Raw genomic sequence first — 17,133 nt, forward strand, 5'->3', positions numbered from 1 at the left:
GTTTTCAAGATAAACTATTAAGACAGAGTGAAGATTTAAGTATTATGTTTAAATAACATGATATCGCCATCTTGCACAATGTATTCCTTTCCTTCATCGCGGGCTTTTCCTGCTTCCTTTGCACCGCTTTCTCCACCCAAAGCAATATAGTCATTATAGCTGATGGTTTGGGCACGAATGAAACCGCGCTCAAAATCTGAATGAATAACACCAGCTGCTTGGGGAGCTTTTGTACCACGCGTAATTGTCCATGCTCGTGTTTCCTTAGGCCCACAGGTGAAGTAAGTAATGAGATCAAGTAAATGGTAACCAGCGCGAATGAGGCGATTGAGACTCGGTTCAAAGAGTCCTAGAGCATTGAGATATTCTGATGCTTCAGCATCACTCAGTTGTGTAATTTCCGCTTCGATAGAAGCAGAGATGATAATGCTTTGCGCATTTTGCTCTGTTGCCATTTTTTCAACTGTTTGGGTAAAGCTATTTCCATGAGCGGTGTCATTTTCGCTTACATTACAAACATAAAGTACAGGCTTGGAGGTTAAAAGATTCAAACTCTTAAGAATGTGGTGTTCATCGGAAGAAATATCTTTGAGTAATAACCGGACAGGGTTTCCCTGTTGCAGTATGTTTAATGCTTTTTCCATAATAGGTAAAATTGTGAGAGCTTCTTTGTCTTTTCCGGTTGCTCGTTTACGGATTTGTATGATTCGTCTCTCAAGACTTTCAAGATCCGCAAGCATGAGTTCGGTTTCAACCGTTGTCGCATCACAAACAGGATCAATACGTCCCTCTACATGGGTAATATCTTCATTTTGAAAACAGCGTAAAACGTGGACAATGGCATCGACTTCGCGAATATTGGCTAAAAACTTGTTTCCTAAACCTTCACCTTTTGAAGCTCCTCGCACAAGCCCCGCAATATCGACGAAGTTAATGCGTGTAGGAATCATTTCTTTTGAACCAGCGATTGATGCAATTTTTTCCATTCGTAAATCTGGAACAGCAACTTCACCGGTATTGGGTTCAATGGTACAAAAAGGATAATTGGCAGCCTGTGCAGTGGCTGTTTTTGTTAATGCATTAAAAAGAGTTGATTTCCCGACATTAGGTAATCCGACAATACCGCATTTAAAGCCCATGAGAGTCTTTCTTTTCTATTGATTTTATGGTCAAGATAAAGCTTCCTTTTTATAGCATATTTTCAGAAGAGTTATAGTCCTTGTCTTGCGATAAGTGAGAAAAAAGTCTAAAGTAGTAGGTATCTACTTTTTTACCTTAGTTCTTCTTACCTTATTGTTCTCCTTAGTTACAAGGATAAGAAAACTTCGAATTAATGTTAATATTGTGCTAAGTTTTTCATGGTATGCAAATCTGCATAAATAATTAATCGGAGAAAATAGAAGAGTGTTATCTCGTTGTGCCTTTTTAATTGCAGCACTTTTGGCTTTGGCTGGATGTGCTACACGTCAGTCAGATATGTCATCGGTACCTTTTCAACAAGTTCGATACATTCCACCAGAAATACAGGCTTTGTATGGTCCTGTAACGAATGAGACCTATTCGTTACCTGCTGTTGATCTTGCGACAATTGATCCAAAATATTGGCGACAAGAGGTGATTTATTATACATCTTATGCGCCTGGAACATTGGTTATCGATACGCAAGAGTGTTTTCTTTACCTTATTGGTGAAAATGGAAAAGCTTTGCGTTATGGGATTGGTGTCGGTAAAGAAGGCCTAGCATTTGAAGGTGAGGGGGTTATACAGCGCAAGCGTCGGTGGCCAAATTGGGCTCCTACTGCAGCTATGATGGCTCGAGAACCAGAACGTTATGGTCATCTTGGGAAAGGAATGCCACCAGGGCCCGATAATCCATTAGGTGCGCGGGCACTTTATTTGTTCAAAAATGGGAAAGATACACTTTTCCGTATTCATGGCTCACATGAATCGTGGTCAATTGGGCGTGCTATTTCAAGTGGGTGTATCCGTTTGCTTAATCAAGATATTATCGATCTTTATGATCGTGTTCCCGTTGGTTCGCGTGTTGTGGTATTGCAAAACAATAGGAGTATTCCTACAGTTTATAATCAACAATCAAATGGTTACGATCCGCTACAGTCGACCATTCAGCCAAATGATTTTTTTTAATTTAGGGGAGAAGATTGGAGAGAGCCGTTTGAGTATTTTGGTTTGCTGTTCAATCTTCTCTTTCTCTCAAAAGAGAATAAAAGAGAATATAAGCCTTTCTTTTTCAAAGGTGTATACAAGCTTGTATTCTGTTCTATTTTCTAGCTTCTCACGTTGCCAACAGATTTTGCCTTAAGTTTATAAGAGGATTTTTTTAAGAGTTCTTATTCATATTCTTCACGCGACTGGGACACGCAAGCCAATGGTTCTGATTGTTTTTTATCGTTTGTGAAACTTCATTCATAAAGAGGGATTTATCATCTTTTATAAGGAGAGCGATATTTTTTGCGATTGTCTCTAAGAGAGGGGATAACCATTCTTGATCAGATTTGGTAAAATTTCCCAGGACATGCTGATGAACAAGTTCTTTGCTTCCAGGATGACCAATTCCTATGCGTATACGACAATAGTCAGTACCACAATGGGTATCAATAGACTTAATGCCATTATGCCCATTATTTCCTCCACCAATTTTTATACGAACTTTCCCCGGTGACAGGTCTAGCTCATCATAAATGATGATCAAATTCTTTAAATCTAATTTATAAAATCGCAAAGCTTCACCGATAGCTTGACCAGAAAGATTCATGAAAGTTTGTGGTTTTATAAGAAAAATTTTCTCATTATTTATGAAACCATTGGAGATTTCTGCTTGAAACTTCTTTGACCATGTAGAAAAAGAGAAGGACTGATAAATGGCATCAACAGCCATAAAACCGATATTATGGCGGTTATTTTGATATTGTAAACCAGGATTGCCAAGACCAGCAATAAGCCACATGTGTATCTTCAGTCAAAGTATGAGTAAGGGTAATGTCTCATAAATTAAGGCGGAAAAAATTCCCGCCTTTTGAGTTTTATGAAGTTTCCGTGTCTTCTTCATCATTTTCTTGTTCAGAAGTTTCATCGCTGACATCCATGCCAGCAGGAGCTGCAATGGTTGCAATGGTAAAGTCTCGATCTTGGATGATGGGAGTCACATCTTTTGGCAGTTGCACTGCTGAAATGTGAATAGAATCACCAATAGAGTAGCTGGAGAGATCAATTTCAATAGCTTCAGGAATAGCACTTGCTGGAGCTGTACATTCAATTTCGTGCCGAACAATATTGAGGACACCACCCTTTTTAAGTCCAGGTGCCGTATCTTCATTGAGGAAGTGGACAGGAATATTCACTTCTACAACGGATTTTTCTGAGATGCGCAAAAAGTCTACATGGAGGGGAAAGTCACGCACGGGATCTAATTGATAATCTTTTGGCAAAACCATAATTTTTTGCTTGTCAAGAATAATCGTTGCAATGGTGGTACGAAAGCCACCGGCATGAATTTTGTAGAAAATTTCTTTATAGGGAACTGTTATTGCCAAGGGTGGTTGTTTTTCACCATAAATGACAGCAGGAATAAGACCGTTGCGGCGAAGTTCACGGGAGGACCCCTTACCAACCCGCTCGCGTTTTTCGGCCTTAAGAGTGTAGCTTTTGCTCATAATTTAAGTCCTTTTTACATGATTGGAGATCCTTCAAAAACAGTAATAGTTTTTGCATGGATATGAAGATATGCGCTAACCAACAGCGATCACTCCATTCTGCGTTGCCTCCAAGGGTGTCTACGCAGAAGTTTGTTCTATAGTTCAAACTATTCATAGATGCAAGAGTTGTGGGAAAAATCGATGATTTCTACCGTTAAAAAGGAGGAAATGTTACAAATTACGGTGTGGATGGAGAATCAACCAATATGTGCTGGCGCTGATATGTTCAAAATCAAACACTGGAGATGTTATGAAGGTTGAGATTGCCTTGGGTGAGATGTCAGAGAGTCGTGCTTTGCATAAATCGATGCCAGCACTTCTTGACTTGGAAGAATTATTGGCGACACGTCTTCTTGTACAAGGTAATTCCGGTTCAGGAAAATCACATCTTTTACGCCGTCTTTTGGAGCAAAGTGCTAAGTGGGTGCAGCATTGTGTAATTGATCCAGAAGGCGATTTTGTAACTTTGGCAGATAAATTTGGTCATGTTATTGTAGAGGCTCAACGTAGTGAATTAGAATTGACTCGTATTGCCCATCGCATTCGACAACATCGAGTTTCAGTGGTATTTAATCTTGAAGGCTTGGATACTGAACAACAGATGCGTGCTGTAGGGGCTTTCCTTGGGGCACTGTTTGATGTAGAACGTGATTATTGGTATCCTATGGTTGTCGTTGTCGATGAAGCACAATTGTTTGCTCCAACTGCAGCAGGAGAAGTTTCTGATGAAGCGCGTAAAATTTCTTTGAGCGCTATGACCAATCTTATGTGTCGAGGACGTAAACGTGGTCTTGCTGGTGTTATTGCGACACAACGTTTGGCTAAGCTTGCCAAAAATGTTGCTGCGGAAGCTTCAAACTTTTTAATAGGGCGGACTTTTTTAGATATTGATATGGTGCGCGCTGCTGATCTCTTGGGAATGGAGCGTCGCCAAGCGGAAATGTTTAGAGATCTTGAACGGGGAAATTTTATAGCTTTAGGACCTGCTTTATCACGACGTCCCTTACCAATCATTATCGGTTCTGTTGAAACTTTGGCACGCTCTTCTAGTCCTAAATTAATGCCACTTCCAACAGAGCGGGATGATGTGCAAGAGCTCGTTTTTACTGCTTCACCAGAGGAAATTTTAACGCCATTTAAACAAACACGAGAGCCGATGAGGGAAAAGTCAATGCACGAGATGTTAGAGGAGGTAGTGCATAAAAAACAAGAGTTGTTGGAAGAAAACCCGAGTTTATTTCCTGAACTTTCTGATGTTGAGCGTGACGGCCAAGCAGAACATATTATTCGGGAGATTCTTGAGGATTCTGAGGCTTTTTATCGTTCGACAGCGGTGCTTTATCAAGATTTTTCAGTTCGTTGCCGTATCCATGGTATGTCAAAGGTTCCTTTTAATCTTTCACAATTTCGGCGTAAATTGGCTATTGCTCAGGCTTTTGTTGATGAACAAACGGCTGTCAGTGAACATTGGAAACATATTTTGCAGATATCAGAAAGTTTGGAAGAAGATGTTCAAGGAGTCTTCTTGAACGTGGCACAGGCCGCATTAGGGGGAAAATCATGTCCATCTGATGCATTTTTAGCACGTCTTTATGGGACTCATTCTTTAAGCCGTGTACGCCGACTTTTAACCTACTTTGAAGAGCGTGGACTTATTGTTATTCACACGCATTTTAGTGGTCGACGTATTGTTGCATTTCCTGATCTTGGTGTTGAAACAGCACCAGGAGACCCCAAGGAACCACTTTAACCAAATAAGCTGGAAACCGATTGTTCTGCTGCTGTCCTTGCTATTGCTTCTCCCATAAGGTCGGCAATGGGCAAAACACGAATATTATGGGTTTTCTCAATAGCTTGTGTTGGCATAATTGAATCTGTAATAACCAATTCTTTCATCTCTGAATTGGCAATTCGCTCGATTGCATTACCAGAAAGAACACCGTGCGTGATATAAGCCGTGACACTATTGGCACCATGTTTAAGCAGAGCACTTGCTGCATTGCATAAAGTTCCACCTGAATCAACAATATCATCAAGCAAAAGGCAATCTTTTCCCGATACATCTCCAATGATATTCATAACTTCTGATTCACCGGGGCTTTCGCGACGTTTATCCACAATAGCGAGCAAACTGTTCAAGCGCTTGGCGAGTGCGCGCGCACGCACCACACCACCCACATCAGGTGAAACAACGATAACATTTTCAAGAGAATAATGCACTTTGACATCGCGAGAAATGACAGGAACAGCATAGAGATTATCCGTAGGGATATCAAAAAAACCTTGAATTTGTCCTGCATGAAGGTCCAATGTTAAAACACGATGGGCCCCTGCTTCCGTAATTAGGTTGGCAACAAGTTTTGCAGAAATAGGAGTCCGTGGTCCTGGTTTTCTATCTTGGCGGGCATAGCCAAAATAGGGGATAACAGCTGTAATACGACGCGCAGAAGAACGACGAAGGGCATCAATCATGATGAGTAATTCCATCAAATGATCATTTGCGGGATAGGATGTAGATTGCAAAACAAAAACATCTTGTCCACGTACATTTTCATGCAGTTCTACGAAAATTTCTTGATCAGCAAAGCGCTTTACAGTTGCTTTGCCTAAGGGGATGTTCAAATAATTTGCAACATCTTCAGCTAGGCGTGGATTAGAATTTCCGCAGAAAAGTTTCATAGTAGAACCTCTGAATCATCATGGTGGGAATGCGACACGGTTTTTAATTTCTTTTTATTAAATTGCAAGAGAACAATTACAAAAGCCTTACAATTTTATTGATTATTATTAAAGAGCTATGCAGTATGTTTTCTCTTTTTCCAAAAGTTTGTTACTTTTAGAGCAAAGTTTTTTCTCCATGCGGCAAAGAAATACATATTGATTAAGCTTTTTAGTTATTACTTTATAAAAATACTTTCAATATGGGGAATGTTTCATATTTAAGATGAATGAAGGGGAGTAATAAAAAGAAGTATCATCTTGCCTTCAATCATTATAACCAAACATTGAAAATGATCATAGCGAAGGCTATCATATTTTATGGGCTGGTAGATAATTTCGTGAAAAAAGCAAAGTACAATGGGATTTATTTTTCCATTTGGGTAAAAAGTTTAGTTTTGCAGTTTTGGTATTGTTCTCAAGCATAAAAGGGGCTCATCTTTTGTTTTTCAGCATAATAGCAGAAATTTGCCGTCCGTAATCGGGTTCGTTGCGGTGTATTGCACGGCGATAGGAGAAAAAACGCTGTTCATCTTGATAGGTACAAAGCTCTACACAAGAAGCATTAACACCTGCTTCTTTGAGTTGATTTATAATAAATGCCCATAGATTAAAATAAAAGCGATTTATTTTGTTTGTTTTAAAAAAATATTTTTGGTATTTGCTGTGGTAATCAATAAATTGGTCGTAAAATTCATTTGTTACTTCATAGTGATAAGGGCCAATACAAGGTCCCAGGACTGCTGTTATTGATTGTCTTTTGGCTCCTTGTTTTTCCATAACAGCAATTGTTTTCTCGATAATTCCATTTAAGCTTCCACGCCAGCCAGCATGAGTTGCAGCGATGACTCTAGCTTGTGGATCAGCAAACAGAATGGGTCCGCAATCTGCTGTAAGAACCCCAATAACGAGTTCTGGGGTGGTTGTAACCAGAGCATCAGCTTGAGGAGGTGCACCGATAGTTGCTTGATGAGCTACGACAACGTTACAGGAATGTATTTGATTAACTGTGACTAAATTTTGTGCTTCAATAGAAAAATAATTGGCAATCAAAAGACGATTCTGTACAATATATTCAAGTTGATCATTTGAACCTTTCCCAACATTAAGACTATGATAAAGATTTTTTGAAACACCATCTTGACGTGTAAAAAATCCATGTTTTATTCCATGGGTGTGTAAAGTAGAAAGATTTTTTGCAAGAATGGGATGAGGGATAGATTTCATAAAAGTTCCTTATGGAGATTATTTAAAGTGAGGATGGAGATGTTCATATTTGTCAATGAATATTTCAGATAATGATGTGTTTATTGACAAAAGCGCCGATCACTAAAATTGGGGAGGTATGGAGATATTTTTATCACTGAAATGTAAAACTTTAAATAATTTTCCCATCTGATCTGGACCAGCGAGCCGTTCGATGTCTTGGCGGATTTTGTCTTGCAAAGGAGCACTTTTGCCAACTCCAAGCTGGTTTGCGCGCTCCAGTAGCCCCATTTTAAAAAGAAATTCTCCTTGCTCTAAGATTTCAGCAAAACAGCCCTGTTCAAGAGCTATGTTTTTTAAAAAAGAAAAATCAACATGGGATGTTAAATCATGTTCACCAGGGGCATCAAAAACATCACGAAATCTATGTTTTGAGAGTGCTTGCAAGGTATCGCCAAAGGCAAGTTTACAAGCACCATAGTCGATAAGTAAAGCAGAACCCGTCACTTGCACTAAATGGTGGCTGATTTGTTGCATGAATTGATGCCGTAAGGGGGCATGTTCAAAAATTGTTCCGTCAGGCACTTTAGAACAATAGGTTTGTAGACAAGAAGAGGGAAGTTTATGCGGGGCAGCAATAAAGATGAAATCTCCATTTTGATTGACTGTAATGCGGCGCTCTTTCCATTCTCCATTGATTTTAATATATTGGTTGATAGGGAGTGTATCGAGAAATTCATTAGCAATGAGGAAGAGAGGTTTTGAAGGAATTTGATTAAAATTTTCAATGCTATGGATTTGTTTTTGATAAGAGCAAAGGCGCTTTTTTTGTTCTTTTGCAAGTTTTTTGCTTATTTCGATCAGAAAAATTTCAGCAGCATTAAATGCTCTTGTAGAAAGCTTTTGGATAGTTCGCAAAATGTCATCCATCAAAGTTCCACGTCCTGGACCTATCTCAGCGAGGATAAAAGGATGAGGATAACCTTGAGCTTTCCAGCTTGCAAGAGTCCAAATGCCAATCATTTCTCCAAATAATTGGCTTATTTCAGGTGCTGTAATGAAATCACCAGCACGTCCGAAAGGTGTTTGTGTTTGATAATAACCAAATTGAGGATCTGTAAGTGCCAACGTCATATATTGGCTAACAGTGATTGGTCCATTAAGGACAATAATTTCTTTAATTTTTTCTTTGAGATTGGCCATTTTCTGTCGGTTTATATTTAAAGGCGTGGAGAAGAAGATAAAACCCTACAAGAAGCATGGGAAGAGATAAAGCCATGCCATAGGTAAAACCAGTAGAATGGAAAAGAGTCGAAAACCATTCTGGATCTTCTTGAGGCGCACGGTAAATTTCAGAAATGCTGCGTGTTACTGCGTAGCCTATAATAAATGTTCCTGATACAGTACCGGGACGTTTTAATGCTTTGAACCCAAAAATAAGAAGACACAGGATGATGAAGAGAAGAAATCCTTCCATAAATGCTTCGTAAAGCTGGCTTGGATGGCGCGGTAAATAGTAAGGATCGAGAGGAAAACAAACAGCCCAAGGACGTGTAGTAATATTACCCCATAATTCTTGGTTAATGAAGTTGCAGATTCGTACAATGCCGATACCAATAGGAGCACCTGCAGCAATGATATCAAACATGGCTCGTATGTTAATACGATTTTTACGGGCAAACCAGATCATAGCAATGATAATACCAATAAGACCGCCATGAAAGGACATTCCCCCATCCCATACGGCAATAATAGCACTTGGATGATTAAAATAGTAAATGGGATCCCATACAAGAACTTGTCCTAAACGCCCTCCGACAACAACACTTATGGCAGACCAGACAACAAAATCTCCGATCTTTTCTTTATCCATAGGAGGATAGTTTCTATACCATAGAGATGTTTCTTTTAATAATTTTTGCGCATACCACCAAGCAAAAAGAATACCCAGCACGTAACCAAGTCCATACCAATGAAGTGTTATGGGACCTAGCTGGATAATAACAGGATCAAGAAAAGACGGAAAAGCAATGGCTGGACAAGACAAATTGTTCATGAGTTAAGCATCTTACATTATACGAGATGAATATGAAGTGACTCTGATGATCAGAAATGACAGATGAATACACAATGGTCAAGTCAGTAGGGAGGCTAGTCAGAAAGGGGGGTAGATTTCCACTGATTTATCGCGGTAAAAAATATGGTGATAAAAGGAATATTAAAAAATCTTAAACAAAATCATTATGAAAAATCTGCACAGTATGTAAAATATAGAGTAAAAGGAACAAATTACAGTATCTAAATGTTATGAGAATACGCTATTATGAGAATACGCTATAATGCGTGCGTCAATAATTAAAATTTAAGGAAAAAGGTTATGCGTAATGGATCAAATCGTATTCTTGATGAATTAGCAAAATTAGCAACGGATGCTGCTGACGTTGCGCAAGGCATACGACGTGAAGCTGGAACAGCTTTTCGTGTGCAGGCTGAAAAGATAGCAAACAAACTTGATCTTGTTTCTCGCGAAGAGTTTGAGACTTTTAAGGAGATGGTGCTGAAAATCCATGCTGATAACGCTGATTTGAAAAGACGCCTTGATGATTTAAAAAAAGATGATTAAAAAAACGCAGACACAAAAAAGTAAAATAGTTTAAAAAAAAGAATCTTCAAAAAAATATCCCCAATTTTTCAATATGATGCGTGAAACTAAAAAATGCTTAATCTTGAGTCTGTTAGAGCGGAGCATTTGTTTATTTTTGATTTTTTTTGGGGGTAAAATACATTTTTTTGAATCAGGGGGGCTGGCGCTATGAAATTGTATCAATACACTGAAAAGACTTGATGATTCGTTTTATGACTATCAGGTTGCCCTAAACAGCGCGATTGTGTTCTGGGTGTTTGTGTACTGTCGATGTTTTTATGTGTATTTGTTTGGTGTAAAGGTTCTGATTGTAGCAAAATGTTGTTACAGTTTAGACGGTTTATATTCTGTTGACAATGTTTTAAGATGATTGAGGATTGTGATGAGGCTTGCATTTTGCGCCACAGAAAGAAAAGAGCACCCTGTCGACTTTATCGAACAGATTGCCTGTGAATATGATTGGTCGTTTGAGCGGTATGCAGAAGATGAAATTAGCGTTTGTGTGGAAGGAAAACGCGCAAACTATCGTCTTGCTTTTTCATGGATGGAAGAGCATGAAGCACTTCATTTAGCTTGTTCGTTTGATCTTTCTATTAAAAATGCTCGAACAGCTGAAATACAGCGCTTATTGCTAGCAATTAATGAAAAGTTGTTGTTGGGACATTTTGATTACTGGCAAAGAAATAATTCAGTTATTTATCGACAAGGTCTTCTTTTGGCTGGTGGGATGCATCCATCTCATATACAGGTTGAAACATTGTTGATACATGCACTTAAAGCCTGTGAAAGCCATTATGTTGCATTTCAGATGGTTGCTTTGTCGGGAGAAAGTGCTTACAAGGCACTACAGTACACTTTGTTTGAAACTGTAGGGAATGCCTAAAATATACAGTCTGTTATTTTTACAGACGGTTTGCTGAAATATTGCTCATAGGGGGACATCAAGAATAGCGCGCACTCCCCCGAGTGGGCTCTCATCTAATTGTATATTACCACCATGGCTACGTGCTATGTCTTGAGCAATAGAAAGACCAAGTCCTGTTCCACTTGCATCTTGATTTCGCGCTTTATCAAGTCGAAAGAATGGCTTAAAAACTTCTGTGCGCATATCTTCATGAATTCCAGGTCCATTATCATCGATTATCAATATAAAAGATTCTTGTTGAGAGTTAGCGGTTAGTTTAACAGTCGTGCCGTAACAAAATGCATTTGATACAAGATTGCTGACCAAGCGTGTAAAAGCACGGGGACGTACTTGTATTTCTGTAGGACCTTCAATAGTGTAAGAAAATTGACGTTTGTGAAGACGAGCATCGGTGGAGAATTTTTGCATAAGAGCATTTAAATCAAAAGTCTTGACACTTTCACTTCCTTCACCACGAGCAAAAGCAAGATAATCTTCTAACATATTTTGCATGTCACTTACATCTTGCTCAAGCGGTTTAATATCAAAGTCAGTATTTACTAATGCCAGCTGAAGTTTAAAGCGTGTAAGAATGGTTCTTAAATCATGACTTACTCCTGAGAGCATCATGGTACGTTGTTCAATTTGGCGTTCAATACGTTCACGCATGCGTAAAAAAGCGATGCCTGCACGACGGACTTCATCAGCTCCTTGTGGTTGAAATCCTTTTGGTAAAGGACGACCGCGTCCAAAGCTTTCTGCTGCTTCAGCCAATTGTTGAATCGGTTTGATTTGATTGCGTAAAAAGTAAATTGCTATCAGCAATAAAACAAGAGCTGTTCCTACCATCCAGCTTAAAAAAATAGCAGTATTGGAAGCATAGGCTTGGCTGCGTGGAGCAAAGACGCGTAAAATGTTGTGACCAAGGTGGATACGGATTTCAACAAGATCAGAATCTCCTACGGTATCGATCCAGAAGGGACGGTTAATTTGGCGGGTGATTTCTTCACTTAAAAAATAGTCAAGAATTGCAAAAAATGGCTTAGGTCCTGGAGGGGGTAAGGAGGTAGGAGATAGAATAGAAATATTTAATCCCATACGTTGTTGTGCAATACGCTTGATATCTTCATAGTTATCTTGTTGGGGATATGTTTCAAGAATATCAATAATGGCTGAAATATCATGCACGACAGCCGTTGAAAGACGCTCGGTTACCATTTGCCAATGTCGTTCCATAAAGACATAAGCAATGACCGTTTGCAGAAGCACCATGGGAGCGATGATAATGATCAAAGAGCGAGCATAAAGCCGTTTAGGCATTTTTTTCGTTAACCATCGAAGAAAAAATCTTAAAGGTTTGATCATTCTTGTGCCTATTCAATAGAGAGTTTATACCCTATTCCTCGCACGGTTTGGAGCCATATAGGCAGTGCTGGGTTTTTTTCGATTTTACGACGAAGGCGGTTGATCTGCACATCAATGGCACGTTCACTTATATTGCTGTCATCGGTTGCGAATTTATGGCGCGGAATTGTATCGCCTGCATTTTCGGCAAACATGACCATCATTTCTTGTTCTTTATCTGTTAATTTAATAATTTCTCCTCCTTTTTTGAGTTCGCGTCGTGAAATTGAAAATATATAAGGACCAAAAACTATTTGCTCAATTTTAGGTTGGTGAGGGGGAAAACCACGTCGTAAAATGGCGTTGATGCGAAGGAGAAGTTCACGAGGGTCAAACGGCTTAGCCAGATAATCATCTGCCCCTGCTTCTAATCCACGGATACGATTGTCTATTTCTGATAAAGCTGTTAACATAAAGATAGGGACATCTTTTGTTTGGCGGAGTGAATGAGTGAGATCAATACCGTTTTCGCCAGGCATCATGACATCAACAATAAGAAGATCAAAATCTAAACTTGCTAACAGTCGTCTTGCTTCATTCGCATTAGCTGAAACTGAAACACGAAATCCATTTTTAATGAGAAACTGAAATAAAAGATTGCGAATACGTGTATCGTCATCAATCACAAGAAGGTGAGGGGCATCGTCACACAAAACTTGAACGTGATTGCTCATTCTTAAAAAACCTTGATAAAAATTTAGTTTACACAAAATGCAAGTTTACATAAGTTGTATAAAGCTGTCGAGCAGCACCTTTACCTTAAAGGAAAGAAAGTTTTATTTATAAATTTAAAAAAGTTATTTTTGAAAAGGATATTATGGGTAGTCTTAATATACATATTATTCCAGTTACGACATTCCAACAAAATTGCACTTTGCTTTTTGATAGTGAAAGTAAAACGGGGGTCCTCGTTGATCCTGGTGGTGATTGGCCACGAATTCAAGACGTAATCGAAAAGAATGGTGTTATCGTTGAGGCTATTTGGATAACACATGGTCATTTTGATCATGTAGGAGCAGCAATGCAAGTGAAAGAAGCGCTTAATGTAAAAATTATCGGTTCACATCGCGATGATAAGCCTGTGATGGATGCCGTGAGCGAAAGCGCAAAAAATTATGGCATCACTGATGCTTGCATCTGTATTCCTGACCAATGGTTAGAAGATGGTGAGTGCGTTCATTTTGCTGGACATGTGTTTAAGGTTTTTCACACCCCAGGACATTCCCCTGGTCATGTTATTTATTTCAATGAAAAAGAGCGCTTAGCCCTCTTGGGTGATGTTCTCTTTCGTGGTTCTATTGGACGTACGGACTTCCCCTTCTGTTCTTATGAAAAATTGATGCAATCTCTTCGAGAAAAAGTTTTACCCTTAGGCGATGATGTTTGTTTTATCTGTGGGCATGGTCCCAAAAGTAGCATAGGCTATGAGCGCCAAAATAATCCTTTTCTTCAAGATTTTAATATATGAGCAAATAAAAAAAACGCTTTGAAGCGTTTTTTTTGCCATTTAAGACTTTTTAGTAGGGCAGAACAGAAGTTAATTTATTGGGGCATAACAAACGTGTTCCAAACCATTACGGTCTCGGAAAGTTCCTGTTTTAGGGTTGAAAGAACGGTATTTTTTCTTGCAATAGTTAAGCCAATCAGATTCTAATGATTGTTGTACTGGCTCATATTCCACCGTTTGCGGAGCTTCATAAATTATCTGTTCCTGTGGAACCTGTTGATATACAATTTGATGCTGTGGTGCGGTTTGATAAACCACTTGTGGCTGTTCTGATTTTTTAAAAATTTTGCCGAGAAGTGCACCTGCTGCAAGAGCAAGAATGCCCATTGCTAAAGCTTCTCCTGAGTTATTTATATTAATACTACTGTGTTTTGTCTTTTTGCGCTCGACATAATGATATGTCTTGTGTTCAACATGATGGTGTTGTTGTGCTCCCCATTTATGGCTAACATAATGACGCGTGTGGGGATTATCAAAAGAGTGATGTTCACTATGAGAAAAATGGGAGCTAAAATTGTGAGACGGTAAACCAGCCTCCCTTCTCATGTCATAGTTATGATACCATGCCATATCTGCAAGCGTTGGATTTAATGGCATCAAAACGGTTGCAGTAGACATTGCTGATAATACCGCTAATCTGATCACTTTTTTCATAATGATGCTCCTTGTGTAAATTCGTATTTTTCACATCCTACACGTTTCAAACTGAATAGAGCCTGAACAATTTTGGACTTTATTGTGACAAAAAAATAAAAATTCATTTAGTTAAAACATTGCCGGTACAGTAAAATAAAATCATGACAGAATTTTGATTTCAATTAATGTACTCTTCTTAAGGTTAATTAAGCAGCTTGTATTTAGAGCACCAGATTTTTTACTATTGGTTATAAATTATTTATTGATGAGTACTTTTTTATTGCTTGATACAATATGAATTGAACAATAGGTGTATGAACAAAAGTTATCGTTTTTTATTATAGGCTTATGGTGCTAAGATAGAACCTTATTTGTGTGATTGAATACAGTCCTGTTTGACTACTCTCTTGTGAGGCTAAATATTGAGTTCGATATCATATTATAACTGTATAAATATAATATATTGCGGGAACTTTTTTGATATATGGGAAACATTCTTGTTGGGATATGGCTGTTAGTTTGACAGTATTGGCATGACAAAATGCATTTGACACAATATTGCTGATGAGACGCGTGAAGGCACGTGGACGTGCTTGTATTTGTGTAGGGCTTTCAATGGTGTAGGAAAATTGGCGTTTGTGAAGATGTGCATCGGTAGAGAATTTTTGCATAAGAGCATTTAAATCAAAAGTTTTAACACACTCACTTTCTTCACTACGGGCAAAAGCAAGGTAATCTTCTAACATATTTTACATGTCGCTCACATCTTGTTCAAGCTGCTTAATATCAAAGTCAGTATTTGCTAATGTTTGCTGAAGTTTAAAACGGGTGAGAATGGTTCTTAAATCATGGCTTACACCCGAAAGCATCGTGGTGCGTTGTTCGATATAGTTAGAAGATGGTGAGTGTGTGTATTTTGCTGGACATGAGTTTAGGGTTTTACATACACTGGGGCATTCCCTTGGTCATGTTATTTATTTCAATGAAAAAGAGCACTTAGCCCTTTTGGGTGATGTTCTCTTTCGTGGTTCTATTGGACGTACGGACTTCCCCTTCTGTTCTTATGAAAAATTGATGCAATCCCTTCGAGAAAAAGTTTTACCCTTAGGCGATGATGTTTGTTTTATCTGTGGGCATGATCCCAAAAGTAGCATAGGCTATGAGCGCCAAAATAACCCTTTTCTTCAAGATTTTAATATATGAGCAAATAAAAAACGCTTTGAAGCGTTTTTTTTTGCCATTTAAAACTTTTTTAGTAGGACGGAACAGAAGTTAATTTATTGGGGCATAACAAATGTGTTCCAAACCATTACGGTCTCGAAAGGTCCCTGTTTTAGGGTTAAAGGAACGGTATTTTTTCTTGCAATAGTTAAGCCAATCAGATTCTAATGATTGCTGGAGTGGCTCATATGCCACTGTTTGCTGCACTTGATAAACTCTTTGATTTTGCGGAACTTTTTGATAAATTACCTGATTTTGTGGTACTATTTGATAAACCACTTGTGGCTGTTCTGGTTTTTTTAAAATTGTACCAAGAATCGTACCTGTTGCAAGACCAAGAATACCCACCGCTAAAGCATCTCCTGAGTTATCTATATGAATATTACTGTGTTTTGTCTTTTTGCGCTCGACGTAATGATATGTTTTGTTTTCAACATGATGATAATGGTGGTGGTGATGATGATGATGTTGTTGTTGTTGTTCCGTCTTACTCTGTTTGGCTACAGACCTTTCATGTTTGGCTTTAAATCTTCTCTTGTCGTCATCAGAACTCTTGTGGAAATCATCAACAAACTTTTGGAAATCATCAGATAAAAAGCTACGTTTTTTATCAGAACAATGGGAGCGAGAAAAACCGCAAGGCAGAATATCAGCTTTCTTCCTCATTTCCCTTATCGCATCATCTGTTTCTTTACGCATCTTCCTCATCATATCATCTATTTCTCTCGAGATAGAGTCACTACGATTCCATGCCATATCCGCAAGCGTTGCATTTAGCGGCATCAAAACGGTCACAGTTGACATTGCTGATAATACCGCTAACCTGATCACTTTTTTCATAATGATGCTCCTTGTGTAAATTCGTATTTTTCACATCCTACACGTTTCAAACTGAATAGAGCCTGAACAATTTTGGGCTTTATTGTGACAAAAAAATAAAAATTTATTTAGTTAAATCTATCGCGGAGACAGTAAAATGAAATCATAACAGAATTTTGATTTCAATTAATGTACTCTGCTTGAGGTTAATTAATAAGTTTGTATTGAGAGTCCACGATTTTTTACTATGGAATATAAACTCTTTATTTAGGGATAATTTTTTATTGTTTGGTACAATATGAATTGAACAATAGGGATATGAATAAAAGTTATCATTTTTTATCATAGGCTTATGGTG

16 protein-coding genes and 2 pseudogenes are annotated in these 17,133 nt (G+C 38.4%); 6 read left to right on the forward strand and 12 right to left on the reverse strand.

All coding sequences use genetic code 11. The features are described from left to right. Window positions 1-35 precede the first annotated feature (35 nt). Entirely contained in the window at window positions 36-1,139 is a 1,104-nt protein-coding gene (ychF, locus tag ACFIL2_RS08090; protein ID WP_375634220.1) for a redox-regulated ATPase YchF, read from the reverse strand. Window positions 1,140-1,404: 265 nt separating this feature from the next. Between ychF and ACFIL2_RS08095 the strand changes: the two genes are divergently transcribed. After that, entirely contained in the window at window positions 1,405-2,148 is a 744-nt protein-coding gene (locus ACFIL2_RS08095) for a L,D-transpeptidase (RefSeq protein ID WP_375634218.1), read from the forward strand. 193 nt (window positions 2,149-2,341) lie between these two features. Here the strand turns inward: ACFIL2_RS08095 and pth are convergent, their stop codons facing one another. After that, window positions 2,342-2,968 carry an aminoacyl-tRNA hydrolase gene (pth, locus tag ACFIL2_RS08100; protein WP_375636231.1) on the reverse strand — a complete coding sequence of 209 codons (627 nt, stop codon included), beginning with the start codon at window positions 2,966-2,968 and terminating at the stop codon, window positions 2,342-2,344. 76 nt (window positions 2,969-3,044) lie between these two features. After that, window positions 3,045-3,674: a 50S ribosomal protein L25/general stress protein Ctc gene (locus tag ACFIL2_RS08105; RefSeq protein WP_375617601.1), complete on the reverse strand. Its 630-nt coding sequence runs from the start codon at window positions 3,672-3,674 to the stop codon at window positions 3,045-3,047. 292 nt (window positions 3,675-3,966) lie between these two features. Between ACFIL2_RS08105 and ACFIL2_RS08110 the strand changes: the two genes are divergently transcribed. Continuing rightward, window positions 3,967-5,466, forward strand: a complete 1,500-nt coding sequence (locus ACFIL2_RS08110) for a helicase HerA domain-containing protein (protein WP_375680253.1) — start codon at window positions 3,967-3,969, stop codon at window positions 5,464-5,466. On the opposite strand, the gene ACFIL2_RS08115 is transcribed toward ACFIL2_RS08110, so the two are convergent. From ACFIL2_RS08115 to lgt, 4 genes are all read right to left on the reverse strand, one after another. Next, window positions 5,463-6,395, reverse strand: a complete 933-nt coding sequence (locus ACFIL2_RS08115; RefSeq protein WP_375606345.1) for a ribose-phosphate pyrophosphokinase — start codon at window positions 6,393-6,395, stop codon at window positions 5,463-5,465. The two genes, ACFIL2_RS08110 and ACFIL2_RS08115, sit on opposite strands and share 4 nt — an antisense overlap. Window positions 6,396-6,869: 474 nt before the next feature. Then, window positions 6,870-7,661 carry a peptidoglycan editing factor PgeF gene (gene pgeF, locus ACFIL2_RS08120; RefSeq protein ID WP_375680254.1) on the reverse strand — a complete coding sequence of 264 codons (792 nt, stop codon included), beginning with the start codon at window positions 7,659-7,661 and terminating at the stop codon, window positions 6,870-6,872. Between the two features lie 102 nt (window positions 7,662-7,763). Further along, window positions 7,764-8,843 carry a class I SAM-dependent methyltransferase gene (locus ACFIL2_RS08125; RefSeq protein ID WP_375676864.1) on the reverse strand — a complete coding sequence of 360 codons (1,080 nt, stop codon included), beginning with the start codon at window positions 8,841-8,843 and terminating at the stop codon, window positions 7,764-7,766. Further along, a complete protein-coding gene (gene lgt, locus ACFIL2_RS08130) occupies window positions 8,818-9,696 on the reverse strand; it encodes a prolipoprotein diacylglyceryl transferase (protein ID WP_375676865.1) in 879 nt (292 codons plus the stop codon). Before lgt ends, ACFIL2_RS08125 begins: the two co-directional genes overlap by 26 nt. A gap of 321 nt (window positions 9,697-10,017) precedes the next feature. On the opposite strand from lgt, the gene ACFIL2_RS08135 reads away from it, so the two are divergent. Together ACFIL2_RS08135 and ACFIL2_RS08140 are read left to right on the forward strand one after the other, a co-directional pair. After that, a complete protein-coding gene (locus ACFIL2_RS08135; protein WP_273791228.1) occupies window positions 10,018-10,263 on the forward strand; it encodes an accessory factor UbiK family protein in 246 nt (81 codons plus the stop codon). A gap of 403 nt (window positions 10,264-10,666) precedes the next feature. Then, the gene (locus tag ACFIL2_RS08140) at window positions 10,667-11,167 is read left to right on the forward strand and encodes a YbjN domain-containing protein (RefSeq protein WP_375634206.1); all 501 of its coding nucleotides are present in this window, start codon (window positions 10,667-10,669) and stop codon (window positions 11,165-11,167) included. 45 nt (window positions 11,168-11,212) lie between these two features. Here ACFIL2_RS08140 and ACFIL2_RS08145 read toward each other — a convergent pair whose 3' ends face one another. Together ACFIL2_RS08145 and ACFIL2_RS08150 are read right to left on the reverse strand one after the other, a co-directional pair. Beyond that, window positions 11,213-12,553, reverse strand: coding sequence for an ATP-binding protein (locus tag ACFIL2_RS08145; RefSeq protein WP_375676866.1), 1,341 nt, complete (start codon window positions 12,551-12,553; stop codon window positions 11,213-11,215). Window positions 12,554-12,561: 8 nt separating this feature from the next. Further along, on the reverse strand, window positions 12,562-13,266 hold the full coding sequence (locus ACFIL2_RS08150) for a response regulator (RefSeq protein WP_375612976.1): 705 nt from the start codon (window positions 13,264-13,266) through the stop codon (window positions 12,562-12,564). Between the two features lie 143 nt (window positions 13,267-13,409). On the opposite strand from ACFIL2_RS08150, the gene ACFIL2_RS08155 reads away from it, so the two are divergent. Continuing rightward, entirely contained in the window at window positions 13,410-14,060 is a 651-nt protein-coding gene (locus ACFIL2_RS08155) for an MBL fold metallo-hydrolase (RefSeq protein WP_375612975.1), read from the forward strand. Between the two features lie 69 nt (window positions 14,061-14,129). Here ACFIL2_RS08155 and ACFIL2_RS08160 read toward each other — a convergent pair whose 3' ends face one another. Further along, window positions 14,130-14,753 (reverse strand): BA14K family protein, encoded by a 624-nt coding sequence (locus ACFIL2_RS08160; RefSeq protein WP_375638077.1) that lies wholly within the window; start codon window positions 14,751-14,753, stop codon window positions 14,130-14,132. 470 nt (window positions 14,754-15,223) lie between these two features. Beyond that, window positions 15,224-15,622, reverse strand: a pseudogene (locus tag ACFIL2_RS08165) (sensor histidine kinase); the annotation flags it as partial. A gap of 4 nt (window positions 15,623-15,626) precedes the next feature. Between ACFIL2_RS08165 and ACFIL2_RS08170 the strand changes: the two are divergent. Beyond that, window positions 15,627-15,938 (forward strand): annotated as a pseudogene (locus ACFIL2_RS08170) (MBL fold metallo-hydrolase); the annotation flags it as partial. A 69-nt stretch (window positions 15,939-16,007) separates the two neighbouring features. Here ACFIL2_RS08170 and ACFIL2_RS08175 read toward each other — a convergent pair. Continuing rightward, a complete protein-coding gene (locus ACFIL2_RS08175) occupies window positions 16,008-16,796 on the reverse strand; it encodes a BA14K family protein (protein ID WP_375680255.1) in 789 nt (262 codons plus the stop codon). Window positions 16,797-17,133 lie beyond the last annotated feature (337 nt).

The organism is Bartonella sp. AP30XZML (assembly GCF_042195945.1).
Lineage (GTDB): Bacteria > Pseudomonadota > Alphaproteobacteria > Rhizobiales > Rhizobiaceae > Bartonella.